29 protein-coding genes are annotated in these 24915 nt (G+C 72.2%); 18 read left to right on the top strand and 11 right to left on the bottom strand.

The window, feature by feature from the left end; translation table 11 throughout:
* The first annotated feature begins 64 nt into the window (after positions 1-64).
* From AC1RNL_RS03735 to AC1RNL_RS03720, 4 genes are read left to right on the top strand one after another with little or no spacing between them, the layout of a single operon-like run.
* Positions 65-1471, top strand: coding sequence for a TrkH family potassium uptake protein (locus tag AC1RNL_RS03735; RefSeq protein ID WP_492934508.1), 1407 nt, complete (start codon positions 65-67; stop codon positions 1469-1471).
* Positions 1464-2135: a potassium channel family protein gene (locus tag AC1RNL_RS03730; protein ID WP_128189196.1), complete on the top strand. Its 672-nt coding sequence runs from the start codon at positions 1464-1466 to the stop codon at positions 2133-2135. Before AC1RNL_RS03735 ends, AC1RNL_RS03730 begins: the two co-directional genes overlap by 8 nt.
* Entirely contained in the window at positions 2128-2541 is a 414-nt protein-coding gene (locus AC1RNL_RS03725) for a YchJ family protein (RefSeq protein WP_492934490.1), read from the top strand. The genes AC1RNL_RS03730 and AC1RNL_RS03725 overlap by 8 nt, the downstream gene beginning before the upstream one ends.
* 3 nt (positions 2542-2544) lie before the next feature.
* Entirely contained in the window at positions 2545-3111 is a 567-nt protein-coding gene (locus AC1RNL_RS03720; protein ID WP_492934489.1) for a hypothetical protein, read from the top strand.
* Positions 3112-3117: 6 nt separating this feature from the next.
* Here the strand turns inward: AC1RNL_RS03720 and proC are convergent, their stop codons facing one another.
* On the bottom strand, positions 3118-3942 hold the full coding sequence (proC, locus tag AC1RNL_RS03715; protein ID WP_400529007.1) for a pyrroline-5-carboxylate reductase: 825 nt from the start codon (positions 3940-3942) through the stop codon (positions 3118-3120).
* Between the two features lie 55 nt (positions 3943-3997).
* On the opposite strand from proC, the gene AC1RNL_RS03710 reads away from it, so the two are divergent.
* On the top strand, positions 3998-4960 hold the full coding sequence (locus AC1RNL_RS03710) for a cation diffusion facilitator family transporter (RefSeq protein ID WP_492934488.1): 963 nt from the start codon (positions 3998-4000) through the stop codon (positions 4958-4960).
* Between the two features lie 33 nt (positions 4961-4993).
* On the top strand, positions 4994-5413 hold the full coding sequence (locus AC1RNL_RS03705) for a hypothetical protein (protein ID WP_364195471.1): 420 nt from the start codon (positions 4994-4996) through the stop codon (positions 5411-5413).
* Between the two features lie 120 nt (positions 5414-5533).
* Here the strand turns inward: AC1RNL_RS03705 and tadA are convergent, their stop codons facing one another.
* A complete protein-coding gene (tadA, locus tag AC1RNL_RS03700; RefSeq protein ID WP_492934487.1) occupies positions 5534-5995 on the bottom strand; it encodes a tRNA adenosine(34) deaminase TadA in 462 nt (153 codons plus the stop codon).
* A 53-nt stretch (positions 5996-6048) separates the two neighbouring features.
* Here tadA and upp point away from each other — a divergent pair, with 53 nt between their 5' ends.
* Both upp and AC1RNL_RS03690 read left to right on the top strand, forming a co-directional pair.
* Entirely contained in the window at positions 6049-6687 is a 639-nt protein-coding gene (gene upp / locus AC1RNL_RS03695; protein WP_364195474.1) for a uracil phosphoribosyltransferase, read from the top strand.
* A 422-nt stretch (positions 6688-7109) separates the two neighbouring features.
* Entirely contained in the window at positions 7110-7874 is a 765-nt protein-coding gene (locus AC1RNL_RS03690; RefSeq protein ID WP_492934486.1) for a winged helix-turn-helix domain-containing protein, read from the top strand.
* A 229-nt stretch (positions 7875-8103) separates the two neighbouring features.
* Here the strand turns inward: AC1RNL_RS03690 and AC1RNL_RS03685 are convergent, their stop codons facing one another.
* A complete protein-coding gene (locus AC1RNL_RS03685; RefSeq protein ID WP_492934485.1) occupies positions 8104-8451 on the bottom strand; it encodes a hypothetical protein in 348 nt (115 codons plus the stop codon).
* Positions 8452-8468: 17 nt separating this feature from the next.
* On the bottom strand, positions 8469-9236 hold the full coding sequence (locus tag AC1RNL_RS03680) for an alpha/beta fold hydrolase (RefSeq protein WP_128189188.1): 768 nt from the start codon (positions 9234-9236) through the stop codon (positions 8469-8471).
* A gap of 34 nt (positions 9237-9270) precedes the next feature.
* Between AC1RNL_RS03680 and AC1RNL_RS03675 the strand changes: the two genes are divergently transcribed.
* Positions 9271-9987 carry a type 1 glutamine amidotransferase gene (locus tag AC1RNL_RS03675; RefSeq protein WP_492934484.1) on the top strand — a complete coding sequence of 239 codons (717 nt, stop codon included), beginning with the start codon at positions 9271-9273 and terminating at the stop codon, positions 9985-9987.
* Positions 9988-10048: 61 nt separating this feature from the next.
* The gene (locus AC1RNL_RS03670) at positions 10049-10684 is read left to right on the top strand and encodes a hypothetical protein (protein WP_492934483.1); all 636 of its coding nucleotides are present in this window, start codon (positions 10049-10051) and stop codon (positions 10682-10684) included.
* Here the strand turns inward: AC1RNL_RS03670 and AC1RNL_RS03665 are convergent.
* The 4 genes from AC1RNL_RS03665 to AC1RNL_RS03650 are packed head-to-tail and all read right to left on the bottom strand — an operon-like array spanning position 10668 to position 13148.
* Positions 10668-11585: an asparaginase gene (locus tag AC1RNL_RS03665; protein WP_492934482.1), complete on the bottom strand. Its 918-nt coding sequence runs from the start codon at positions 11583-11585 to the stop codon at positions 10668-10670. The two genes, AC1RNL_RS03670 and AC1RNL_RS03665, sit on opposite strands and share 17 nt — an antisense overlap.
* 9 nt (positions 11586-11594) lie before the next feature.
* A complete protein-coding gene (locus tag AC1RNL_RS03660) occupies positions 11595-12188 on the bottom strand; it encodes a methylated-DNA--[protein]-cysteine S-methyltransferase (RefSeq protein WP_492934481.1) in 594 nt (197 codons plus the stop codon).
* Complete coding sequence (locus AC1RNL_RS03655; protein WP_492934480.1) at positions 12181-12648, bottom strand: RNA polymerase sigma factor; 468 nt, start codon at positions 12646-12648, stop codon at positions 12181-12183. Before AC1RNL_RS03655 ends, AC1RNL_RS03660 begins: the two co-directional genes overlap by 8 nt.
* Positions 12645-13148: a methylated-DNA--[protein]-cysteine S-methyltransferase gene (locus tag AC1RNL_RS03650; RefSeq protein WP_492934479.1), complete on the bottom strand. Its 504-nt coding sequence runs from the start codon at positions 13146-13148 to the stop codon at positions 12645-12647. Before AC1RNL_RS03650 ends, AC1RNL_RS03655 begins: the two co-directional genes overlap by 4 nt.
* A gap of 92 nt (positions 13149-13240) precedes the next feature.
* Between AC1RNL_RS03650 and AC1RNL_RS03645 the strand changes: the two genes are divergently transcribed.
* Both AC1RNL_RS03645 and AC1RNL_RS03640 read left to right on the top strand, forming a co-directional pair.
* Positions 13241-13786, top strand: a complete 546-nt coding sequence (locus AC1RNL_RS03645; protein ID WP_492934478.1) for a histidine phosphatase family protein — start codon at positions 13241-13243, stop codon at positions 13784-13786.
* Entirely contained in the window at positions 13783-15126 is a 1344-nt protein-coding gene (locus AC1RNL_RS03640) for an FAD-binding oxidoreductase (protein ID WP_492934477.1), read from the top strand. The genes AC1RNL_RS03645 and AC1RNL_RS03640 overlap by 4 nt, the downstream gene beginning before the upstream one ends.
* Before the next feature lie 175 nt (positions 15127-15301).
* On the opposite strand, the gene AC1RNL_RS03635 is transcribed toward AC1RNL_RS03640, so the two are convergent.
* Entirely contained in the window at positions 15302-15673 is a 372-nt protein-coding gene (locus AC1RNL_RS03635) for an FKBP-type peptidyl-prolyl cis-trans isomerase (protein WP_364195501.1), read from the bottom strand.
* A 102-nt stretch (positions 15674-15775) separates the two neighbouring features.
* On the opposite strand from AC1RNL_RS03635, the gene AC1RNL_RS03630 reads away from it, so the two are divergent.
* The 6 genes from AC1RNL_RS03630 (at position 15776) to AC1RNL_RS03605 (ending at position 23235) form a co-directional block, all read left to right on the top strand.
* Positions 15776-16198, top strand: coding sequence for an OsmC family peroxiredoxin (locus AC1RNL_RS03630; RefSeq protein WP_128189178.1), 423 nt, complete (start codon positions 15776-15778; stop codon positions 16196-16198).
* A 416-nt stretch (positions 16199-16614) separates the two neighbouring features.
* Positions 16615-18342, top strand: coding sequence for a carbon starvation CstA family protein (locus AC1RNL_RS03625; protein WP_492934476.1), 1728 nt, complete (start codon positions 16615-16617; stop codon positions 18340-18342).
* Positions 18343-18346: 4 nt separating this feature from the next.
* Complete coding sequence (locus tag AC1RNL_RS03620) at positions 18347-18643, top strand: cory-CC-star protein (protein ID WP_246992372.1); 297 nt, start codon at positions 18347-18349, stop codon at positions 18641-18643.
* Complete coding sequence (locus AC1RNL_RS03615) at positions 18634-19608, top strand: ArsA family ATPase (protein ID WP_492934475.1); 975 nt, start codon at positions 18634-18636, stop codon at positions 19606-19608. The genes AC1RNL_RS03620 and AC1RNL_RS03615 overlap by 10 nt, the downstream gene beginning before the upstream one ends.
* 1363 nt (positions 19609-20971) lie before the next feature.
* Positions 20972-21817, top strand: coding sequence for a hypothetical protein (locus tag AC1RNL_RS03610; RefSeq protein WP_492934474.1), 846 nt, complete (start codon positions 20972-20974; stop codon positions 21815-21817).
* Positions 21818-22608: 791 nt separating this feature from the next.
* Positions 22609-23235, top strand: a complete 627-nt coding sequence (locus AC1RNL_RS03605; protein ID WP_492934473.1) for a hypothetical protein — start codon at positions 22609-22611, stop codon at positions 23233-23235.
* A gap of 392 nt (positions 23236-23627) precedes the next feature.
* Here AC1RNL_RS03605 and AC1RNL_RS03600 read toward each other — a convergent pair whose 3' ends face one another.
* Together AC1RNL_RS03600 and AC1RNL_RS03595 are read right to left on the bottom strand one after the other, a co-directional pair.
* Positions 23628-24101: a hypothetical protein gene (locus AC1RNL_RS03600; protein ID WP_492934472.1), complete on the bottom strand. Its 474-nt coding sequence runs from the start codon at positions 24099-24101 to the stop codon at positions 23628-23630.
* A gap of 162 nt (positions 24102-24263) precedes the next feature.
* Positions 24264-24863 carry a hypothetical protein gene (locus tag AC1RNL_RS03595; protein ID WP_492934471.1) on the bottom strand — a complete coding sequence of 200 codons (600 nt, stop codon included), beginning with the start codon at positions 24861-24863 and terminating at the stop codon, positions 24264-24266.
* Positions 24864-24915 lie beyond the last annotated feature (52 nt).

Here is a 24915-nt window from a genome sequence, read left to right as displayed (position 1 = left end):
GCCGCCCTGCGGCGCTTCGATCCCGCGGAAGGCGCAGCAGGTGGCGGAGCAGCGGACGCCGGGGATGACGGCGCTCCCGAGTCGATGGCGCGACGGCCTCGAGCAGTTCGCCGGGGCGTACCCGGCGCGGTTCGCGATCATGGTCTTCGCGAGCATGAACCTGCTCTTCGCGGTGCTGCTCATGACGCCGTGGGCCACGGCCACCGGCGAGCCGACGCCGTTCGTGGATGCGTTCTTCCAGGCCGTGAGCGTCGTGTGCGTGACGGGGCTGACGGTCGTCGACATGGCCACCCACTGGAGCCCCTTCGGCAACGCGGTCGTGATGGTGGGCGTGCAGGTGGGCGGCATCGGCGTGCTGACGCTCGCCTCGATCCTCGGCCTCACCGTGGCCCGCAAGCTCGGCCTGCGCCAGCGGCTCATGGCCGCGGGCGACTCCAACCCGTCCCGCGTGCGCAAGGGCGTGGTGAAGGAGAGCCAGGCCATCCGGCTCGGCGAGGTCGGCGGGCTGCTGCGCACCGTGGCGCTCTCGGTGGCCGTGTTCGAGGCGGCGCTCATCGTGCTGCTGCTGCCGCGCATCCTGCTCGAGGGCAAGCCGTTCCTCACCGCCGTCTACGAGGCGACCTACTGGTCGTTCATGTCGTTCACGAACTCGGGCTTCGTGCCCACCGTCGAGGGGCTCGAGCCGTACGCGACCGATCCGTGGTTCCTCGGCGTGATGATGGTCGGCGTCTTCATCGGCTCGCTCGGCTTCCCCGTCTACTTCGTGCTGCTGCGCCACCTGGGCGCGCCCCGCCAGTGGTCGCTCCACGTCAAGCTCACGATCTCCGTCTCGCTCATGCTCTTCTTCGCGGGCGGCCTGGCCTACCTCGTGCTCGAGTGGGGCAACGCCGACTCCTGGGGCACGGCCGACTTCGGCCAGCAGGTGCTCCACGCCTTCTTCCTCTCGACGATGGCGCGCTCGGGCGGCTTCGCCCTCGAGGACCTCGGGCTGCTCCACAACTCGAGCCTGCTCGTGACCGACATGCTCATGTTCGTCGGCGGCGGCTCCGCGTCGACCGCGGGCGGCATCAAGGTGACGACGCTCGCGATCCTGTTCCTCGCCGCGATCGCCGAGGCGCGCGGCCGCAAGTCGATGGAGGCGTTCGGCCGGCGCATCCCCTCCGACGTGCTCCGCCTGGCCGTCTCGGTCACCCTGTGGAGCGCCACGATCGTCGCGGGCGTCACGATCGTGCTGCTCGAGATCACCGGTGCGCCGCTGTCGTTCGTGCTGTTCGACGTCATCAGCGCGTTCGCCACGGTGGGGCTCTCCACGGGCTTCACGCAGCCCGGCCTCGAGGACCCGGCCAAGGTCATCCTGGCCCTGACCATGTTCGTCGGGCGCATTGGTAGTGTGACGCTCGCCGCGGCGCTGGCGGCGAGCCAGACCACGCAGCTGTTCACTCGCCCCGAGGAGAGGCCGATCGTTGGTTGACAGGATCCCGCACGACGCCCCGGTGCTCGTCATCGGGCTCGGCCGCTTCGGCGCCGCCACCGCAGGGCAGCTCGCGCGCCTCGACCGCGAGGTGCTCGCGATCGACGACGACATCAACCTCGTGCAGAAGTGGTCGGAGCGGCTCACGCACACGGTGCAGGCCGACGCCCGCTCGATCGACGCGCTCAAGCAGGTCGGCGCGGGCGACTTCTCGATCGCGGTGTGCGCGGTGGGCTCCTCGATCGAGGCGTCGGTGCTCATCGTCGCCAACCTCGTCGACCTCGGCGTGCCGCAGATCTGGGCGAAGGCGATCAGCCAGTCGCACGGCAAGATCCTCAGCCGCATCGGCGCCAACCACGTCATCTACCCCGAGGCCGAGGCCGGCGAGCGCGTCGCGCACCTCGTGTCGGGCCGGATGCTCGACTACATCCAGTTCGACGACCAGTTCGCGATCGTGAAGATGTACCCGCCGAAGCACATCCGCGGCGTCACGCTCGCCGAGTCGCGCATCCGCTCGAAGTACCACCTGACCGTGGTGGGCGTGAAGAGCCCGGGCGGCGAGTTCACCTACGCGACCCCCGAGACGATCGTCTCGAACCACGACCTCATCATCGTGTCGGGCAACCAGAACGACATCGAGCGGTTCGCGGGCCTGAGTGCCTGAGCGGGCCGAGCGCGCGGCCGTGCCCGACGACGCCCGGCGCTGCCCCTGCGGCACGGGGCTCACCTTCGGCGAGTGCTGCGGGCCCGTGCTGAGCGGCGAGCGCGAGGCCGCCACCGCCGAGGCGCTCATGCGCTCCCGCTTCACGGCCTTCGCCGTCGGCGACGTCGACTGGCTGCTCGCCTCGTGGCACTCCTCGACGCGCCCGCGCTCCCTCGAGCTCGACCCGGGCATCCGCTGGCTGCGCCTCGACGTGCTCGGCACATCGGGCGGAGGCCCGTTCGACCGCGAGGGCACGGTGACGTTCGAGTCGCACTGGACGGCCGAGGGCGCGCGCGGCTCGATGCGCGAGCTCAGCCGCTTCCGCCGCGACCGCGGCTGGCAGTACGTCGACGGCGACCGGGTCTAGCGCGTGGCACGGACCGCCGACGCCGCCATCGAGGAGCTCGAGCGCTCCGGGCAGGTGGTCGTGCGCGCGGTCGTCGGCGGCATCGCCGCGGCCGTCGTCGGGGCGCTCGTCTTCGCCGCGATCGGCGCGCTGCTCATCGCGGGGTGGGTGAGCGAGCCCAGGTGGGCGGCGGTGCCCGCGGCGCTCCTCGGCGCCGTCGCGCTCGGCTTCTTCGGCCTGCTCGGGGTGCCGGTGCTCGTGGCGCGGTGGGCGACGGCGTCGCGCGCGGTCGTGCTCACCGCCGACGGCGCGATGCTCGGCGGCGGCTCGCGGGTGCAGTGGGCGCACGTGCGCTCCGCGCGCCTCGAGACGCTGCTCGGCCAGCGCTTCGCGGTGCTGCTGCCGCGCGAGGAGCACGTCGCCGACCAGCTGCGGGCGCTGCCGCTGCCCGCGCGGCTCGGGGCGCTGCTCAACGGCAGGCTGCTGCGGGAGCCTGCCCCGGTCGCGCTCCCGGCGCAGCTCGAGCTGTCGCCCGCGGAGCTGCTGCGCGTCGTGCAGCGCGCGCGACGCCTCGGCGGCCACCTGCGCTGACGCGCGTCACCCGGCGGCGAGCTCCTGCGCGCGCGCGAGCGCCGCGGCGGTCGCGCGGTCGAAGACCTCGCCGAGGCGGGCCTCCTGCAGCACGGCGACGGCGCGCTCCGTCGTGCCCTTCGGGCTCGTCACGCGACGGCGCAGCTCTGCCGGCTCGGCGCCGTCGGCGGCGAGCAGCTCGCTCGCGCCGCGGAACGTGCCCTGCACCATCGTCGCCGCCTGCTCGGGGGTGAAGCCCATGCGCTCCGCCGCGCCGGTGAGCTCCTCGATGAGCAGGAAGACGTAGGCCGGGCCCGAGCCCGAGATGGTCGAGAGCGCGTCGATCTGCGACTCGTCGAGCACGATCACCTCGCCGACCGCCTCGAACATGCGCGCCACGAGCGCCACGTCGTCCGCCGAGGCGCGCGCGCCGCCGGCGACGCCCGTCACGCCGAGCCCGACGTGCGACGGCGTGTTCGGCATCGCCCGCACCACGGGGACGGATGCGGGCAGCGCGGCCTCGATGGACGCCGTCGTCGTGCCCGCCGCGATCGAGACGACCACCGCATCCGGCTCCAGGTGCGGCGCGATCTCGCGCGCGAGGTCGACGATGCCCGCGGGCTTCACGCCGAGCACGACGAGCTTCGCGCCGGCGACCGCTCGCGCGTTGCCGTCGGGCTCGTCGGCGAGCGCGATCGACTCCACGCCGTCGAGCCGGATGCCCGCGGCCTTCTCGGCCGTGCGGTTCGTGACGACGATGCGCTCCGCGCCGTGGTGGGCGAGGCCGGTGAGGATCGCGCCGCCCATGGAGCCGACGCCGAGCATGGCGATGGGAGGGAGGAGGTCGGTCATGCCGCCCAGGCTAGTCGGGGCGAGCCGCCACCCTCCCGCGCGTAGACTCGCCGCCGTGAGCGCATCCCACGGTACGAAGGCGGTCGTCGCGGCGTTCCTCGCGAACACCGGCATCGCCATCACCAAGTTCATCGCCTGGTTCTTCTCGGGCTCCGCATCGATGCTGGCCGAGGCCATCCACTCGGTCGCCGACGCCGGCAACCAGCTGCTGCTGCTGCTGGGCGGGCGGCTGGCCAAGAAGCGGGCGAGCGAGGAGCATCCGTTCGGCTACGGCCGCGAGCGCTACGTCTGGGCGTTCATCGTGGCGCTCGTGCTCTTCTCGGTCGGCGGCCTGTTCTCGATCTACGAGGGCATCTCGAAGATCCGCGAGCCGCACGAGATCGAGGTGCCGTGGCTGCCGCTGACGGTGCTCGGCATCGCGATCGTGCTCGAGTCGTTCTCGATCCGCGTGGCCATCAAGGAGGCCAACGCGGTGCGCGGCAAGGCGAGCTGGTGGAGCTTCATCCGCAAGGCGAAGAGCCCGGAGCTGCCCGTCATCCTGCTCGAGGACCTCGCGGCGCTGCTCGGCCTCGTCTTCGCGTTCGCCGCGGTGGGCCTGTCGGTGCTGACCGGCAACCCGCTCTTCGACGCGATCGGCACGCTCATGATCGGCGCGCTGCTGATCGCGGTCGCGATCGTGCTCGCGATCGAGATGAAGTCGCTGCTGATCGGCGAGGGCGCGACGCGCGAGGACCACGCGAAGATCCAGCGCATCCTGAACGCCTCCCCCGGGGTCGAGTCGCTCATCCACATGAAGACGCTCTACCTGGGCCCCGACGAGCTCATGATCGCCGCGAAGGTGGCGTTCCCGCCGCAGTCCGACATCGAGCACGTGGCGGGCACCATCAACGACCTCGAGTCGATGCTGCGCACCGAGGTGCCGCACGCGCGGGTGATCTACATCGAGCCCGACCTCTACGTCGAGCGGCCGGACATCGCGCCGTCGACCGACCACATCGTCATCCAGTCGGGCAACTGACCGTCTGAGCGGCAAGTTGTGTAGGCTGTCTGCATGGAGTTCCTGCACTCGCTGCTCGTCGCCCTGCACCTGATCGGCGCTTCGCTGCTGGTCGGCACCTTCTTCCTGCAGATGCGGGCGAAGTCCGGCTTCAACTTCACGATGATGCTGATCGGCGCCTCGCTGCAGCTCGTCTCGGGCGTCGCCCTCTACGGCCTCGCGATGGCCGGCGACGGCGACGTGAACCACATGAAGCTCGGCATCAAGGGCCTCATCGCCGTCGTCGTGTTCGTCGCGGCGCTGCTGGGCTTCCTGCGCGGCCGCGCGATCCGCGCCGAGAAGGCGGGCCTCGCGGCCGGCGGCGCCCGGCCGGTCGCCGACGTCTCGCTGCCCGAGCCGCGCGTGAAGACCTTCTTCCACATCGCCGGCGGGCTTGCGCTCGTCAACCTGCTGATCGCGGTGTTCTGGGGCTGAGCGCCCCGGCGACTGCCCGCGCCCCGTTCGTCGACCGGCTCTCTGCGCGGCCGGCCGGATAGTCCGGTCGGCGCCGCACGGAGCCGGTCGAGCGACGGCGCCCGGCGGGCATACCAGCGCTCAGCGGCGCTCGGCGAAGAAGGCGCGCAGCTGCGCCTCGGCCTCGTCGGCGAGCACGCCCGAGACCACCTCGACGCGGTGCGGCAGCCGCCGCTCCCGCAGCACGTCGACGACGCTGCCGGCGGCGCCGGCCTTCTCGTCCCACGCGCCGAACACGACGCGTGCGACGCGGCTCGCGAGGATCGCGCCCGCGCACATAACGCACGGCTCGAGCGTGACGACGAGCGCGCATCCGTCGAGCCTCCACGTGCCGAGCGCGGCCGCGGCCTCCCGCAGCGCCACGACCTCGGCGTGCGCGGTCGGGTCGTGGCGCGCCTCGCGCTCGTTGCGGCCGGTGCCGATGACGGTGCCGGATGCGTCGACGACGACGGCGCCGACCGGCACGTCGGCGGTGCGCTCGGCCGCGGCCGCCTGCTCGAGCGCGAGCCGCATGAGCGCCTCGTCGCGCGCCGATGGCCGCATGCTCCGCCCTCCCGGGTCGGGCGCCCCGCTGCGCGCCCACTACCCTGAACCCTATGCGAGTCCACGTCGCCGACCACCCGCTCGTCACCCACAAGCTGACCGTGCTGCGGGATGCGCGCACCCCCTCCCCCACCTTCCGCTCGCTCGTCGGCGAGCTGATGACGCTGCTCGCCTACGAGGCCACGCGCAACGTGCGGGTGACGCCCAAGGAGATCCGGACGCCGGTGACGACGACGACCGGCGTCGAGATCGCCGAGCCGCGGCCGCTCGTCGTGCCGATCCTGCGCGCCGGGCTCGGGATGCTCGACGGCATGACGGCGCTCGTGCCGACCGCCGAGGTGGGGTTCCTCGGCATGGCCCGCAACGAGGAGACCCTCGAGCCGTACACGTACGCCGAGCGGCTGCCCGACGACCTCTCGGACCGCCAGTGCTTCGTGCTCGACCCGATGCTCGCGACCGGCGGCTCGCTGTCGGCGGCGATGCAGTTCCTCTTCGACCGCGGCGCCGTCGACGTGACCGCCATCTGCCTGCTCGGCACGCCGGAGGGCCTCGAGCGCGTCGAGCGCGACATGGACGGCCACGACGTGACGATCGTGCTGGGGGCTCTCGACGAGCGCCTCAACGAGCAGGGCTTCATCGTGCCCGGGCTCGGCGACGCGGGCGACCGCCTGTACGGCACCGTCGGTCACTGAGCGCCGGCGGCCGCTGAGCGGCGGCGGTCTGCGAGCACCGGCGCCACCGGCCGTCACACTTCGTCACAATCGCGCGCTGTTTGACATCGCGCGAGCGAACCCGGGATACTGGCGGGCATGACGACCACCTTCCGCCCCTTGTCCGTCCTCGCGACGAACGGGACGAACGGCATGATGATGCCGATGGTCGACATGCGTCGAATGTGTGCTTGAGCGAAGCTCGCACCGTCCGACCGCTCCATGAGGAGTCGCTGACGCCTACGCCGTCGCACCCTCGGGCCTGAGCAGCCCACGAGAGCGGTCCCCTCCGAACCAGCACCGGTTCGCGCACGACCGATCGACTCCTCGAGTCGGCGGCCCGCATCGCCGTACCCGCATCGTCGGGCGGCGCGGCCGCCGACCGCACGCCGGAAGGCCCTCCCATGACCATCACCGCATTCCCCGCCACCGCCCGCACCCGCCGCCCGTCGCTGCAGCAGCCCCGCTTCAGCGGCACCGCCGCCCTCGCCCCGGAGCGGGCCTTCGTCCCCGCGCCCGCCCCGCGCATCCGCTCCGCCGCCCCCGCCGCGGCGCCCGCCGCACCCGCGCCCGTGCGCGCCGTGCCCGACGGCACCGAGGCCCGCGGCTTCGTGCTCTACGTCGGCCTCGGCGAGGACGCCGCCGCCGCCGACCACATCGAGCTCGCACGGCTCGTCGGCGAGCTGCGCGCCCTCACCTCGCGCCTCGCGCCGAGCGCCGAGACGCACGCCGCCGTGGCGCTCGCACCCGCCGGCGCGGGCGGCCGCGACGTCGAGGTCGTGCGCCGCGCGCTCGGCGACCCGGCGGTGCAGCAGCCCGCCGTCGAGGCGGAGGGCGACCCGGGCATCGTCATCGACCTGACGCGCAAGCGCGTCGCGATCGGCGACGACATCGCGCCGCTCACCTACCGCGAGTTCGAGCTGCTGCAGCACATCGTGCTGCGCGAGGGCTCGACCGTCGGCCGCTGCGACATCATCGACGCGCTGTGGGACGCCGACGCCGACGACAGGCCCAACGAACGCACGATCGACGTGCACGTGCGCCGCCTGCGCGCGAAGCTCGGCGGCTACGCCGAGATCATCCGCACCGTGCGGGGCGCCGGCTACCGGTTCGACCGCCACGCCGACGTGACGGTGCTCGCCTCGGGCCCGAGCCCCGACCGCTTCTGAGGCGTCCCCGGCCGACGAGGCACAGGGATTTCTCAGGGATATCTGGGCGCGCTCGTTACCGATCCGTTATACGTTCGTCGCACGTTGATCGTTGTGCTGTGGCGATCAGCGGAAGCGGAGGCTCAAGCCTCACTTGGTGCAAGGGACTGGGGCCGGTCGGGAGAACCCGACCGGCCCTGCATCGTCTCCGGACGGCCTCCCGCCCGCCGGCCTCGGCGCATCCGCCCCGTCAGCCGCCGTGCTCGGCGCGATAGCGCACCATGAGCCGGTCGAGCAGGGCCGCGAGCTCGCGCTCGAGCTCGTCGTCGAGGGCTCGGAGTGAGAGCGTGGCCCGGCCGGTGCGACGCGCCTGCAGCGCCGGCGACGCGAGCGCGAGGTCGTCGGGGTAGCGATCCATGATGATCAGGTAGACGCCGACGTCGGCCCTGTTGCGCTTCATCGCCGCGAAGTAGTCGTGGCCGGTCGCGCCCGGCCACACCCACGCGGGCACGCCGTAGATGGCGCCGTCGACGAGCTCGGGGCGGTAGCGGTCGAGCAGCGCCGTCAGCCGCGCCGCCACCGCGTCGAGGTCGGCCATCGCGCTGCTCCCCTGCCTCAGCGCCCGCCGGCCAGGTGCTCGGCGAGGAACGCGGATGCGGTGCGCCGGAAGGTGCCGGAGGTCGGCGCGTTGATGTGGTTGCGCCCGGGGATCGCCTCGAACCGGCCGTCACGCAGCAGCGGCAGCAGCTCGGCCGTGTCGTCCGCGCGGTCGTCCTTCTCGCCGGTCATCAGCAGCGTCGGCACCGTCGGGGGCGCCTGGGCGGGGTCGAAGAGCGTCGCCGAGACCTCGCCCGCGAGCGTCACGAGCGTGGCCGGGTCGTGCTCGGGGAAGACGCTCGCGAGCTCGACGATGAACGACTCCATGCGGCCCGGCTCGGCCTGCTCCTCGAGGGCGCGATGCGCGAGGTCGACGTCGAAGCGCTCGAAGGGGTCGCCGGCCGGGAGCCCGCCGAGCACGAGGGCGCGGAAGGCGTGCGGCCGGGTGCCGGCGTGCCGCCACAGCAGCCGCGCGCCCATCGAGTAGCCGATCGCGCCCGGCGCCTCGGGCAGCGCGAGCTGCTCGAGCACCGCGTCGACGTCGTCGACGAAGCGCGGCACGTCGTAGCCGGTCGACGGGCGGTCGCTCTCGCCGTGGCCGCGGAGGTCCATGGCGATCCCGCGGAGCCCCGCCTGGGCGAGCGCGTCGCCCCAGCCGGTGTCGATCCAGTTGCGCTGCGCGTTCGACGAGAACCCGTGGATGAGCAGCACGGGGGCGCCGCCCGGGTCGCCGAGCTCGTGGAGCGCGATGCGCACGCCGTCGGGGGCCATGGCGAAGACCGTCATATCCTGAGGCTAGTCCGCGCGAGAGGGAGCCCAGGTGACGCGTTCCGTCCTGTTCATCAAGCACATCGAGTACGAGACGGGCGGCCACGCGACCACGCTGCTGTCGCACCTGCCGACGCGCGAGGCGGTCTTCCCCACCGCACTGCCGCCCCTCGACGAGATCGCCGGCATCGTCATCACCGGCGGGCAGATGAGCGCCGCCGACGTCGACGCGTTCCCCTCGCTGCAGCTGACGGCCGACCTGGCGCTCCGAGCGATCGACGCCGAGATCCCGGTGCTCGGCCTGTGCCTCGGCCACCAGATCCTCGGCCGGGCGCTCGGCGCCGAGCACCGCGAGGGCGCGGTCGACGAGGTGGGCATCGTCGACATCGACGTGCTCGAGCCCGAGCCCTGGCTGGGCGCCCACGTCGGCCGGCTCGGCGCGATGCGCTGGAACAGCGACGTGGTGTCGCTGCCTCCAGGAGCGACGCTCCTCGCCCGCAGCGCGACCGTCGAGAACGAGGCGTTCCGCTACGGCTCGGCCGTCGGCATGCAGTTCCACCTCGAGGCCGACGACCGCGTCATGCGCCTGTGGGACTCCGTGGCCTCGCCGACGCTCTCGCAGCTGCGGAGCCCGGATGCGGTGGCCGGGTGGCGCCGCCACCTCGCGACCGACCCGACGCTGCTCGGCGTCGTCGAGCGCGGCTTCGGCGCGTTCGCCGCGGCGTGCGCGGCGAGGATGGACGCGGAGGCGCCGGCGCTCGTCGCCTAGGCACGGTGCGGCTCCGCGGTCACCTCTTCCCGCGCGCGGCGTGCCCTGCTAGGCATGGCGCGTGACCACCCGGACGCGGGCCGCGCCGACGCCGCCGCCCGAGCTCGCCGACCCCATCCGGCGCGGGCGCATCGCGCTCTCCCTCGCAGGTGGGCTGTGGGCGCTGCTGCTGCTGCCGCTGACCGCGGCCGACTGGGGCGCCCCGTGGGTCTCGGCGCTCAGCCGCCTCGAGCCGTGGCGGGCGCTGCGGGGTGCCGTGGACGACCCCTACGTCGTCTTCGGCGCGCTCACGGGCGTGTCGTTCCTCGCGATCGGCGCGGCGCTGCTACCCGATCTTCGGCGCGCCCGCTGGGGCGGAACAGCCTTCGCCGTCACCATCCTGCTCGGCGCGATCGTCACCCCGATCAGCTATCTCAGCACCCCTCCCACGGCGCCGCTCCACGTGCTCTGGGGCGCGGAGGGGCCGCTGCTGGTCGTCATCGGCCTGGCCGGCGTGCTCGCCGCGGTGAGCGCGCGGGGCTGGCGACGGTGGGCCAGGGCGCTGCTGGCGGTCACGCTCGTGGTGCTCGTGGCGGGTGTGCTCGCCACCGGCTACTACCCGCACGGCCCGCTCATCGCCCTCTCGCTCGAGACGGCCGCGCTGCTCGCCGGCGCGCCGCGCGGGCGGCCGGCTGCCGCGGTCAGACCACGACGCTGAGGCGCCCGACCGGCTCGTCGGCGCTCTTCTGGATCAGGCCGAGCGGCTCCGCGAGCAACTCGAGGGTGCCCGCCGGGATCGCTCCCGCGCGCTCGAGCAGCGCGAGCGCCACCGGGGCGCCGGGGCGGCGCGCGCCGTCGGCCGACTTCACGACCGCCGTGGTGCCGTCGGGGGCCACGATCGCCTGCGTGCCCTCCGCGCCGAACTTCGTCGCGCATCCGGTCGCCGCGATCACGACCGCGTCGGGGCGGCCCGCGCCGTCGATGAGGGTCGGATGCGCGCGCATCGCGTCGCCGACCGCGCGGTGGCCGCCGGTGCCGTCGGGCGCGAGGCGGCGGAACGCCCGCGCGAGGCCGACGGGGGTCGTCGGGAAGACGAGCGCGCCGCAGCCGTCGTGCGCGAAGCCGCTGATCGGCTCGCCCGTCACCTCGGCGAGGCTCGACCGGAGCACGGCCTCGATGGGGTGGTCGTCGGCCCAGTACTCCTCGGGCGCACCCATGGCGCGGGCCGAGGCTGCCATCGCGATGTGCTTGCCGACGCACATGTGGGCGAAGCGCCGCTGCGTGCCATCGGGCGCCTTCATCGGCGGGCAGCGGAGCGCCTCCTCGTCGACGCCGTGCGCGGCCGCCATCGCCTGCGCGGTCGTCACGTGCTCGTCGTCGGCCCAGTGGCTCGCGCTCGCGAGCGCCGCGTGCGCGGGCTCGAGCTCCATCAGGCCGGCGTCGAGGAGCGCGGCCGCGAAGAGGGGCTTGAGCGCGCTGCGGGCGAGGAACGGGCGGTCGATGGGACCGTGGGCCTCGAGGACGCGGCCGTCGGGGTCGACGAGCGCGGCGACCCCGCGGTGCTCGGATTCGACGAAGCCGTCGCGCTCGATGACGGCGAGGAGCTCGGTGGCGGGCATGGATTCACGCTACCCGCGCCGGGCGGCCTCGACGCCCAGCAGCAGGCGCTTGGCCTCGGCACCGCCCGCGTACTGGCCGAGCGAGCCGTTGCTTCGCACCACCCGGTGACAGGGGATGGCGATCGGCAGCGGGTTGCGCCGGCAGGCCGTGCCGACCGCGCGCACCGCCCGCGGCGAGCCGACGGCCGCGGCGACCTCGGCGTACGAGCGGGTCTCGCCGTAGGGGATCTCGCGCAGCCGCTCGACGACCTCGCGCCCGAAGCCGCGCGCGAGCGAGAGGTCGAGCGGGCCGTCGAAGGCCCGCGCGCGGCCGGCGATGAGCCGCTCGAGCCGGCGAGCCGCGTCGTCGAGCCGAGCGGGGGCCTCGAGCACCCGCGGGCTGAGCTCGACCGCGAGCCGGTCGAGGGTCTGCTCGGGATGGGCGCCGTCGAAGGTGACCGACACGAGCCCCGCGGGCGTCGCGGCGACGAGCAGCGTGCCGAGCGCCGTGTCGAGCGAGCGGTAGGCGACGTCGAGGAGCCCCGCCGCCGCCGCGCGCTCGGCGAGGCGCGCGCGCAGCGCATCGAGCGGGGGCGCAGGGATCGCGCCGGGCAGGTCAGCCATGGTCGCCGCCGCCCATCAGTGCACGCAGGCGCCGCACGCCGTCGGACGAGGCGCGACGCACCGCATCCGTCGACGACTCGAGCACGGCCGCGACCTCGGCGAACGGCAGCCCGCCGAGGTGGTGCAGCACGACCGCCTCGCGCTGCCGGGTGGGCAGCAGCGAGAGCGCGCGGGCCAGGTCGAGGTCGCGGCCCTGCGGCGGCGCGGGCCGCTCGGGCACGTCGCCGACGACGAGCCGCGAGCGCCGGCGCAGCACGTCGATGGCCTTGCGGTGCGCGATGGTCACGAGCCAGCCCTCGATGCTCGTGTCGTGCTGCAGCCGAGGGTAGGCCTCGAGCGCCGCGAGGAAGGTGTCGCTCCAGGCGTCGTCGGCGTCGGGCTCGTCGAGCAGCGCCCGGCACACCCGCCACACCCGCGCGCCGTGCGCTGCGACGATCGTCTCGAACGGCGCACGGGTCACGCGACCGAATCTAGCCCGGCGCCCGCGAGCCCGTCGCCGCGCTCGAGGTCGAGCAGGAACCGCTTGCGCTCGACCCCGCCCGCATAGCCGGTGAGCGCCCCGCTCGAGCCGACGACCCGGTGGCACGGCACGACGATCGAATAGGGGTTGCGGCCGTTCGCGAGGCCGACCGCCCGCACTGCGGTGGGCTGCCCGATGCGCTCGGCGATCCAGCCGTACGTGCGGGTCTCGCCGTACGGGATCTCGCGCAGCGCCTGCCAGACGCGCTGCTGGAACGGCGTGCCGACCGGCGCGAGCGGCAGGTCGAAGGCGGTGCGCTCCCCCGCCCAGTACTCGGCGAGCTGCTGCGCCGCGTCGGCGAAGGCCGCGTCGTCGCGGTCGCCGAAGTCCGTCTCGTCGGGCACCGGCCGATGGTCGGGCATGAAGATGCCGGTGAGCCCCTCGTCGCCGCGCACGAGCGTGAGGCTGCCGATGGGGCTGTCGATGATGGTGTGGGTCATGGCCGCATTCCTCTCATACCCTGCCAACGCGCGAAGCGGCCGGGATGTGAGGCTGTGGATGGGGCGGATCGGCGCCGCCGTAGGCTCGGAGCATGCAGATCGCCCTCGTCCGCCACGGCCAGACCGACTTCAACCGCGACGGGCGCCTGCAGGGCTCGAGCGACATCCCGCTCAACGAGACGGGCATCGCCCAGGCCCACACCGCCGCGCGGCTGCTCGCGGGCGAGCACTGGGACGCCGTCGTCTCGTCGCCGCTCGAGCGCGCTGCCGTCACGGCCGACATCATCGCCGCCGCGCTGGGCCTCGAGGTGTGCGGCCGCTACCCGAGCCTCATCGAGCGCGCGTACGGCCAGGCGGAGGGCCTCACGAAGGAGCAGGCGGTCGAGCGCTTCGGCACCGACTGGCCCGGCGAGGAGGACTTCGACGACCTGCAGCGGCGCGCCGTCGCCGCGATCGACGAGGTCGCCGCCGCCAACCCGGTCGAGGCGCTCGTGATCGTCACGCACGGCACGTTCATCCGGGCGTTCACCGACCACGTCACCGGCCTCGAGACCCGCACGCCCGACAACGCCCACTCGGTGCGCTTCGCCGGCACGGCCGGCGCGTGGCAGCTCGTCGACGGCCTGGTGCGCAAGTGAGCCTCGAGGCGCTGCGGGCGGCGCTGCCCGACCACGTGCTGGTCACCGACCCGGTGGCGCTCGACGTCGCGCGCGCCGACAAGTCGGGCCACCGCTCGGCGGCCGCGCCGCTCGCGATCGTCGAGGCGGAGTCGGTCGAGCACGTGCAGGCGGCGATGCGCTGGGCGAGCGAGCACGGCGTCGCGGTGGTGCCGCGCGCGGCCGGCACCGGGCTCGCGGGCGGCGCGATCGCCGGCGCGGGCGAGCTGGTCGTCTCGGTCGACCGGATGCGCAGCCTGCTGCACGTCTCCCTCGTCGACCAGTCCTGCGTGGTCGAGCCGGGCATCCGCAACGCCGAGCTCAACGACCTGCTCGCCGCCCATGGCCTGTGGTGGCCGCCCGACCCGGCCAGCCGTGCCATCTCGACCGTCGGCGGCAACATCGCCACCAACGCCGGCGGCCTGCTGTGCGCGAAGTACGGCGTCACGCGCGAGTGGGTGCTCGCGCTCGACGTCGTGCTCGCCGACGGCAGCCTCATCACGACCGGCCACCGCACCGTGAAGGGCGTCACCGGCCTCGATCTGACGGCGCTGCTGATCGGCTCCGAGGGCACGCTCGGCATCATCGTCGGCGCGACGCTCAAGCTGCGACCGCTCGTCGAGGGCGGCATCTGGACGGTGGGCGCGTTCTTCGAGGACGAGGCCATCGCCGCCGCCGCGTGCACCGCGGTCACGGCCGCGCGCATCCGCCCCGCCATCATGGAGCTCGTCGGCCGCGACGCGGTGACGATGCTCGCCGCCTACTCCGGGCAGCCGATGCACGGCGCGTTCGTGCTCGTGCAGACCGACGACCTGGGCGCCGAGGCGAGCTCCGAGACGGTCGCGCAGATCCTGGCCGCCCACGGCGGGCGCGTCGAGCGCACCGACGACCCGGGCAGGGCGGATGTGCTGGTGCAGGTGCGCAGGCAGGTGCACTGGGCGCTCGAGTCGTTCGGCACCGTGCTCGTCGAGGACGTCTCGGTGCCGCGGTCGCGGCTCGCCGACATGTTCCGCGCGTGCGACGAGGCGGCCGCGCGGCACGGCGTGCGGCTCGCGACCACCGCGCACGCGGGCGACGGCAACCTGCACCCGACCTTCGTCTTCGACGGAGCCGAGCCGTCGCCCGCCATCTGGGCGTGCGCCGACGAGGTCTTCGAGGCGGCGATCGCGATGGGCGGCACGCTCACGGGCGAGCACGGCGTCGGCATCCTGAAGCGTCGGTGGCTCGTCGACGAGCTCGGCGAGCGGCAGCTGGCACTGCAGCGCGCGGTGAAGGCGGCGTTCGACCCGGCCGGCATCCTGAACCCCGGCAAGGCGGTCTGAGCCGGCGGCCTGCTGCCGCCCGCCGCTCCGAGCCCTCGTCCGTCAACCGGCCAGGTGCGCGGCCGACCGGATAGTCCGGCCGAGCGCGCACCTGGCCGGTCGACGCCCGGCCGCCCGCGCAGACGACGCAGGAGGAGGCCCGCTCGGGGCCTCCTCCTGCGTCAGTGCGGGGTCGTTACTTGACGGCGACGAGGTCGCAGACGAAGATCAGCGTCTCGTTCGGGCCGATGACGCCGCCGGCGCCGCGCTCGCCGTAGGCCAGGTGCGGCGGGATGACGAGGCGGCGGCGTCCGCCGACGCGCATGCCCTCGATGCCCTGCTCCCAGCCCTTGATGACCATGCCGACGCCGAGCGGGAACTCGAGCGGCGCGCCGCGGTTGTAGGAGGCGTCGAACTCCTCGCCGCCGGAGTGGGTGACGCCGACGTAGTGGACGCTGACCTGCTTGCCGGCCACCGCCTCCTCACCGTCGCCGACGGTGATGTCGGTGATCTCGAGCTCAGTGGGTGCAGGGCCCTCGGGGGCCTCGATCTCGGGCTTCTCAGTCATGGCTCCATCCAAGCACGCGCGCAGTGGACGGTCGGATGCGGTGCGTAGCCTGAGGGCGTCGGCCCGCGCACCGCGGGCACGCGAACGCAAGGAGGACATCCCATGGCCATCACCTCGAACGCGAGCACCAGCTGGAGCGGCGCCCTGAGCAGCGGGTCGGGCACGACCACGCTCGGCACCGGGTCGACCTTCGACGTGACCTGGAAGGCGCGGGCCGAGGAGGGCGGCGCGACGACGCCGGAGGAGTTCATCGCGGCGGCCCACGCGAGCTGCTACGCCATGGCGTTCTCGCACGCGCTCGACGAGGCCGGCCACGCCCCGGAGTCGCTGCAGACGAGCGCGAAGGTGTCGTTCGAGCCCGGCAAGGGCATCACCACGAGCGTGCTGTCGGTGACCGGCGTCGTGCCCGGCATCGACCAGGAGGAGTTCGCCCGCATCGCCGAGGAGGCGAAGTCGGCCTGCCCGGTCTCGCAGGCGCTCGCCGGGGTCGAGATCCAGCTGGAGTCCGCCACGCTGCAGGGCTAGCGAAACGAATCTTCCGAGAATCCCTCGGAATGCCCTACATTCAGCAGTAGCAACTCTCCCGCCCACCGGCTATAAACAGAGGTGACGGGGTCAACCAACAGAAAGAAGGAGCGTCTGTGTTCAAGCAGCTTCCCACCCACCTGCTCGTGACGCTTCGCGGCGGCGATGACGACTTCATCATCATGGGCGACGACGACTTCATCATCATGGGCGGCGGCAGCCTCTAGGCAGCCCTCCCACACCGCGGCCGCGGGCCGACCTCCGGGTCGGTCCGCGGCCGCGGTGCGTTGCGCCCGGGACTCGACGTGATGCGCAGATCCTGGGCGAACCCCTGGATTCCACTAAGGTCGTGAGCGTGCGGCGTCCAGTGCGCCGGACGTCATCCGCAACGGCGCGCGACGAAAGGACAGACCCCGATGGGTTCCCTTGTGCTCATGGTGATCGGACTGGCGATGTTCGCCGGCGGCTACCTCATCTACTCCAAGTACCTCGCGAGACGGGTCTTCCAGCTCGACTCCGGGTTCAAGACCCCGGCCCACGACCTCAACGACGGCGTCGACTACGTGCCGACGAGCAAGTTCATCCTGTGGGGCCACCACTTCACCTCGGTCGCAGGTGCCGCGCCGATCGTCGGTCCGGCGATCGCCGTCATCTGGGGCTGGCTGCCCGCCCTCCTGTGGGTCACGCTCGGCACCGTCTTCTTCGCCGGCATGCACGACCTCGGCGCGCTGTGGGCGTCGCTGCGCAACAAGGGCAAGTCGATCGGCGCGCTCTCCGGCCGCTACATCGGCAAGCGCGGCGCCAACCTGTTCCTCGTCGTGATCTTCCTGCTGCTGCTCATGGTGATCGCCGCCTTCGCGGTCGTCATCAAGAACCTGCTCATCAGCACCCCCACGGCCGTCATCCCGACGTGGGGCGCGATCGTCGTCGCCCTGCTCGTCGGCGTCGCCGTCTACCGCATGCGCTGGCCGCTCATCCCCGTCACGATCGTCGGCGTCGTCGCCCTGTATGCGCTCATCGTCGTCGGCGACAGCGTCCCGGTCGTGCTGCCCGAGTCGTTCCTCGGCATGACACCCGCCACCTTCTGGATCCTCGCGCTGTTCGTCTACGGCGCGATCGCCTCGCTGCTGCCGGTCTGGGTGCTGCTGCAGCCGCGCGACTACATCAACGGCGTGCAGCTCTTCGTCGGGCTCATCCTGCTCTTCGGCGCGGTGCTGATCGGCGCGCTGTTCTCGGCGAACCCGCCCGACATCGTCGCCCCGATGATCAACACCAACCTGCCGGAGGGCACGCCGAGCATGGTGCCCTTGCTCTTCGTCACGATCGCGTGCGGCGCCATCTCGGGCTTCCACGGCATGGTTTCCTCGGGCACGACGTCGAAGCAGATCGACAAGGAGACGGATGCGCGCTTCGTCGGCTACTTCGGCGCCGTCGGCGAGGGCATGCTGTCGCTGGGCACGATCCTGGCCGTGATCGGCGGCTTCCAGTCGGCCGCCGAGTGGGAGTCGATCTACAGCGAGTTCGGCGCCGGCGGCGTCACGGCCTTCGTGCAGGGCGGCGGCGCCCTCATGGAGAACGGCCTCGGCCTGCCCGCGTCGCTGAGCGCGACCGTGCTCGCCACCATGGCGGTGCTCTTCGCCGCGACCACGATGGACACCGGCATGCGCCTGCTGCGCTTCGTCGTGCAGGAGATCGGGGATGCGTTCAAGGTCAGGATCACGAAGGTCCCGGCGACGCTCGTCGTCGTCGTGGTGGGTCTCGGCCTCACCTTCTCGCAGGGGCTCGGCGGCGAGGGCGGTCTGCGCATCTGGCCGCTCTTCGGCACGACGAACCAGCTCCTCGCATCCCTCACCCTGTCGATCATCGCCGTCATGCTCATCCGCAAGCGGCGCAACCCGTGGCCGGCGCTCATCCCGCTCACGCTCGTCTTCGTGCTGTCGTTCTGGGCGGCGATCGAGCAGCTCACGAGCTTCGCGGCACCCGGCAACGCCGACTGGCTGCTGTTCGCCCTCGACGTCGTCATCATCGTCGCAAGCGTCTGGGTCGGCATCGAGGCCGTGCTCGCGATGCGCCGCGCGATGAAGGAGCCGCCGGAGCACGAGCACGAGGACGCCCAGCTCGTCGCCGAGCGAGAGCGCGTCTGAGCACGTGATCCCCGCCCGCCGCGGGGCCCAGCGCCGGGAGCATCGCTCTCGGCGCTGGGCCGCGCTGCGCGACGGCCTGCACGAGTTCTACGTCGGCCCGTACCGCCGCACCTTCCTCCGCGAGCAGCGCGACGAGGACGACCTGTTCATGATCGTCGTCCTCGGCGAGGCGCTCGGCGTGCCCGACCCGGCCGCCTACTACTCCGCCGAGCTGCTGCCGGCCGTCTGGGACGACTTCCACGCCTGGCACCGACGCGTCGGCATCCCCCGATCCCCGTTGGACCACATCGCATGCTGCTAGCGATCGCGCGCTCCCGACGCATCCTCTTCGTCGGCGGCAAGGGCGGAGTCGGCAAGACCTCGGTCTCGGCCGCGCTCGCGGTGGCGCGCGCCCGCGACGGCGGTCGTGTGCTGCTCGTCTCCACCGATCCGGCCCACAACCTCGGGCACGTCTGGGATCGCGAGCTCTCGGACGAGCCGGTGCGCGTGCTCACGACCGACCACGGATGGGTGGATGCGCTCGAGATCGATCCGCAGTCGACCATCGACCGGCACTTCGCCGCGGTCGGGGCCACCATGCGGCGCCTGCTGCCCGAGCGCCTCCACGCCTCGGCCCAGCAGCACCTCGACCAGGCGAGGTCGGCGCCCGGGAGCCACGAGTCGGCCGTGCTCGAGCGCGTCGCGGAGCTCGTCTCGAGCAGCCAGGAGACGCACGACCTCGTCATCTTCGACACCGCGCCGTCGGGTCACACCCTGCGCCTGCTCGCGCTCCCCGAGCAGCTCGGCAGCTGGACCGCCACGCTGCTCGCCAGTCGCGATCGGTCCGACCGCTTCGCCGCCGCCGCGCAAGGCATCGTGGGCGTCAAGGACGAGGAGCCGACCGCCGATGCCGAGCTGCGGCGCACGCTCGTCGCTCGCCGCGATCGCTTCGCGCACATGCGCAGCGTCGTGACGGATGCGGCGCAGACGTCGTTCGTCGTCGTCACGGTGGCCGAGCGGCTGCCCGTCGCCGAGTCGGTCGACGTCGTCGAGCAGCTCGCGGCGCTCGGCATCGATCCCGCCGCGATCGTCGTGAACCGCCGCTCGCCCGCCGACGCGGGCGCGCTGCTGGCAGCGCGGCGCGCGCAGGAGGAGCAGCAGCTGGCGCGGCTCCGCGCCGCCGTCGAGGGCATCCCGATCGTGCAGGTGCCGCTGGTCTCGGGCGATCTCGCTGGCAGCGACGCGCTGATCCTGCTGGCGGAGCACCTGTCGGCGCCGGCCTCCTGAGCTCGGCAAGGTTGCGAAAGAGCTGCACCCCGACCTGTTCGCACAAGCGGGCGTCATTGCACTCGAGCAGGCACGCCGCTATGCTGAGCAAAAGTCACCGCTCACGTGGGGAGCGCAGTTCCGTGGAGATCGTTCTCGTCCTTCTCGCCTTCATCGCCGGCGCCACCATCGTCCTGCTCCTCGTAGACGGCGTCAGCGACTTCGCGGCTCGCGCCGTCGTCGGTGCATTCAACTGGCTTCGAGGCGGGGACCGATCCCCGTCCGACTCGGACCGCTGAGCCTGCCGCCCGCACGAGACGCGCGACGGATGGCGCGCGCGCACGCCGGGCTGAAGAGCCAGAGCCGGGCAGCGCGCACTTCGCCGTTCAGCGGGGCCGGGCCGGTGCCGCCAGCGCCGCTTCACGATCGACCGCACTCGCTCCGCGCCAGAGTTCTTGGACGCGCTTCTGGACACCTGCGCCAACCACGAAGGCCACCTGCTCTCGCAGATGGCCTTCACTACTGTCTCAACACAGTGCGCGCCCGGAGGGACTCGAACCCCCAACCTTCTGATCCCGATTCGGTTCGGTATGTGCACACATTCCGCGCGCTTTCGCATTGCATGTCACCCAACGTAACCGCTCCGGAAGGCTAACCCGGGGTTTTTGGCGAGTCGTATTGGAGACCTGGCGTGCTGTGCGCCAGGCCAGCGACAGCGGGGGCGTCCTCGAATCAGGCTCGTTTGGCTTCATACCGTCGAGCCGCGGCGTCGTCCCGACGAGCCGGGCGCCACCGCGCGCCCGCACGCACAGGCGGCGACAGCGGGTGGTCCACGGCTCCGCATGGCACTCGCGGGGCTGTCGCTGCCGGTCAGTTGCGCTCGAGTTGGGAGTGGCGTTACGCGAAGTCGCAGTCGCAGGCGTGCTAACGCGAAACGGGCTCGATCGCCGCACGAGCGGAGCTGATGAAGTAAGCCGTTGTCGCGCAGACGACGCGCAGCCCTCCGGCCGACTCATGCACGGCTTGCGATCGTGCATGAAGTTCCAGTAACTCGGGGCGCCATCCGTTCGCCTCCCGGCCGATCCAGACCGACGACCCTACGAAAACGGCCGTCCAGCCCCGCCCGATCACTCGCATGCCTTGCATCTGCCACAGCTCCTCAATCGAGAGTCGCGGCGGACCATGAACCTCACCCTCGCTCAGCCCGACAGACGGCGGTGGAACACGAAGGAGCACATCAGCTCCGGTGTCTCACTCGGTGCATTTGCGAGTCACCGCATATGCAGCAGATGCGTCTGACCCGTCAGCGGTTCGCGCGCCGGATACGGTGGCGGAAGAAGGCCGCGGCGGGCATCCGACCGTGCCCCGAGAGACAGGACCCGCCGTGAACCGACCCGCCGTCATCGCGCTCGTCGCCGCAACCGCCATCGTGCTCGCCGGCTGCACCAGCAGCGACGCCGCAGAGCCCTCGGCTGCGGCAGCGCCGCCGGCCAACTCGACGCCGACGCCCGAGCCGCTCGCCGACGCCTACCCCGACGACCACACGATCCCGCTCGAGCTCGTCGAGGACGAGCGCGGCACCTACATGCGCGTCACGATCGACAAGGACAGTCCGTTCGCGACGTTCGACCCGGCGATCGTGGATGAGTCAGTCGAGCTCGCTGGCTTCACCGAGGCCGAGGCTCGCCGCGCGCATGCGCTCGCCGTCCGCTTCCTGGTCGAGCAGATGCTCGACGGCCCGAAGATCGAGCTGAACGGCATGGACGCAGCCGAGTGGTACAAGGACAACAAACTCGTCACCATCGCGAACTGGACCGACGCCGCCTCGTTCGCCGAGACCGAGGGCGACCTCGTGCTCGAGGGGCTCCGGCCCGACTCGCCCCGCGACGGCCAGCAGAGGGTCGCGATCACCGGTGCCGTGACGAGCATCGCCGGCACAGAGTCCGAAGCCGGCGTGTCTTACCTCACCGTCAAGCTCGACGCCGAAGCCGTGGGGCGTGCCTCGGAGGAGTCCGTGCGTGCCTGGCTAGGAGAGTACCTCGAGACCGACGAGCAGGTGCAGGCGACGCTTGAGGAGCACTACCCGACCTTCCTCGAGAACGGCGGCGGCGACATCAAGACCACGGTCACCGGCCTGCGGCTGCACTTCTCCTACTCCGACCTCGCGAACGGCTTCATCAGCGGCTGGAAACTCGACTCAGGCGGGGGGTCCTCGGCGCCGCTGCAGTAGCCGCCGAGCGGCTCAGCTCTCCTCGACCGCCTCCGGCACGTTCTCGCTGAACGCACCGCCGATGAGCCCTGCGGTCTCGTCCATGCCGTAGCGGCCGTCGCCGCGGTCGGGACGGGGTGACGCTGCGAGACCTCGACGGTGACCGGAGCCGGCAGCTCGACGTCGTAGAAGGAACCGTGGCAGGTGTCGATGAGGGCGATGCGGGGCTTCTCGAACGAGAGCCGCTTTGTCTCGTCCCCGTCCTCGGGCGGGCGGCGGTGATGTCGCCTGTCCTTCTCCGATGTCACGGTCCGTTTGACGGCACCGCAGAGCGCTGTCCGCCCCCTGACCTCCTGGACTGTGAGCGAAGCCCGACGGGCGACGGGAGTGGAGTGTCGCGCGCGGCGCTCCGAACGCGATCGGGGGTGCTGCGGCTCGGGTGGGCTGCTGATCGAGGTGCCGCTACCCGGCGAGGAACATCGCAGCGCCACGTCGCTCTACCAGTGGTGGGACGAGGTGCTCGCGAGCGGCGAGGGCAACGGCGGCGCCGAGGCCCCGTACACCGTCAGTACACCGCCGTCGCGGAGAGCTGGGCCTCCGGCAGCCTCCCGCAGCTGGTGATCCACACCGACCGCTGCCCCGTCGTCGTCAACGACGGCGGCACGGCCAGCGAGCCACCGATCACGCAACGCCCGACGAGGTGCGGGGCGTTGTCGTCCGCGGTAGCCTCCGAGCAGGCTCGCTCCCCAGCGCCGCCTATGTCACGAGTAGGCTGCCGCGCCCCAGCGGCACCCAGACCCTTGAGGATCGAGATGCCCCGCACCACCACGTCCCTTCTCGCCGCGGCCGCACTCGCCGTCGCAGCCCTGACCGCCTGCAGCTCCGGCGCCGCCGCCGAGCCGACCGCGACGTCCGCACCGCCCACCGAGGCCTCGGCCGCAGCCAGCGCGGCTCCCTCCGCCGAGCCGACCGAGGAGGCCGCCGTCGAGGGCTCCGAGGAGTCGCCCTACCCGGCCGGCACCGCGCTCGAGTTCGACGGCTGGACCGTCGTCGCCCACGCCGTGCTCCTGAACCGCGCCGACGCCTACGCCGCGATCTCCGGTGCAGCAGCAGCACCGGCCGACGGCAACGGCCACCTCGTCGAGACCACGTTCACCGCGACCAACACCGGCGACGCCACGGCGGAGTGGAGCGAGCTCGTCTACGGCGTCGCCGGCCCGACCATCACCGCGGTCGAGGTCGACGGCGCGAACTGGCACTCCGAGTACCACCAGGCCGAGTACGTGCACGAGGTCGCGCCGGGAGACAGCGTCGACTTCAGCATCTTCCAGTACGCCGACGCCGACTACGTCGCCCAGCCCGAGGTCACCGTCTACGTCTCGCGGCCCGGCGACGGCGACGACTTCGTACTCCAGCACGTCCTCGTGCCCACGCAGTAGCCGAGTCAGCCCCAGCGCCCCGCATCGTCCCGTCGAGATGCGGGGCGTTCTGCGTGCGGTGCCGCGACTGGCCGCATGGAGGATGGTGTCACAGCGCGGATCGAGAGCCCGGTGTCCTCTGCGATCTCGCGAATCCGACTGACAGCGCGAGCCTTCGAGCTTGGAGTCCAGACCACGCAAGCACATGGCCCGGACACACCCGTCCCTGACCTGCGCAAAGTGGAACATCCACACGCAACTTCACGACGCAGTCGGCGACCTCCGGATCCGCCGCACGGACGCGCCTGGCTCGCCATTCACTGAAGCGGGGATGCTCGCGCGCGAGCCCGAGTCGCTGATGCACAGAGCGGCGAAACGTACGCCCGCCGGAGCCTTCTTGGGTGGCCGCTGCCTCAGTACCTCGAGCGTGTCACGACGATGTTCAGCACGCCGATGCCCGGCTCGTAGGTGGTGGTCGCGAAGTGGCTGTCCCAGCCGATCGAGTAGCCGACGCCGGTGAGGTCTACGGAGCGCAACAGCATCGCCTCGCCCTCGTCGTCCATGCCGAGCAGTCTCATCGCGCAGATTGCGCCGTCGAGATCCGTAGTGTCGGCCGGCTGCTGGACGCCGGCAAGCTCGAGCCCAGTCCAGGCTCGGATCGTCATCTGCAGTTCGTTCTGCACGTCGAAGCCGACCCCGTCGGGGCTGCAGCCGCGCGCGGCGGTGTCTAGCGAGAATGGGGCGGGCGGCTCGAGGCGCTCCGGTTCCTGCTGCGGCACCGTGTATGGGTGTGCGCTGAGCCCGAGTGTGTGGGGTGTGGGGATGCAACCGGTGAGGGCGAGCGCGGTTGCCGCGATCAGGGCTGCGGCGAGGCGGCGTGAAGTCATTTGCGGCTCCGTGGGGTGTCTCGTCGGTTCAGCGTAATTGCAGCGGCGACGAGCGCGGGGGCGGAAGCAACAGGGCTGCCACGGCGGGCAGCGGCAGCACTGTGGGCCGCACGTGCAGCCACTGGCTGGGAGCGACTCTGCCTCCTGCCGACCGACCCGCAGTCAGCCGGACCGCGGTGCGTCCGTAGTCGCGCTCCGTGTCGCTTCGGACGCCTCGCCCTGTTGCGCGATGATGTGCTCGAGCTCCGACTGGCTCACGCGCAGGTACCAGCCGTGGCCAGGCTGGTAGCCGAGTGCCGCAGTCGAGATCGCGTAGAGGTCGTCCGGTGTGAGGTCATGGCGCCCTTCGATGTCGTAGGAGACCGCGATGAGTGCCGTGACCGCCTCGAGGTGAGTGTCGAATACGGGGCCAGAGGGAAGGGTCTGCTGCGCGATCTCAGGGTTGGCCGAGAGCCAGCCGCGAGCGAAGCGGTGGGCTCGCAGGTACTCCTGTTCGGCTGCTGCGAGGTGGCCGGCGACGTCAAGAGGGGCGACACCGTCGACCTCGGCGAAGTCCTCTACGAGCGGGCGGCGCCCGGTTCGGGCTAGGTCATAGAGAAGCACAGAGGCACGTACAAGGACCTCGACTTCGCGAGCACGGTGCACGGCCTCGGCTGCCGTGTCACGTTCCGCCTCAGCGCGCCGGTTGCATTCACGAGCCCGTGCCCGCAGCCCCGTCAGCGCCTCTGTCATCTGCTCCACATCGGGCGTCATGCTCGTCACAGTCGTTCCTGTCTCGACACCCCACATTGCTTGTCGGGGGAGCTTCTCGCCG

The organism is Agrococcus sp. GW821-FHT14H11 (assembly GCF_058803545.1).
Note: the sequence above shows the minus strand (reverse complement) of the source record. Positions and strands in the feature narration are given on the sequence as shown.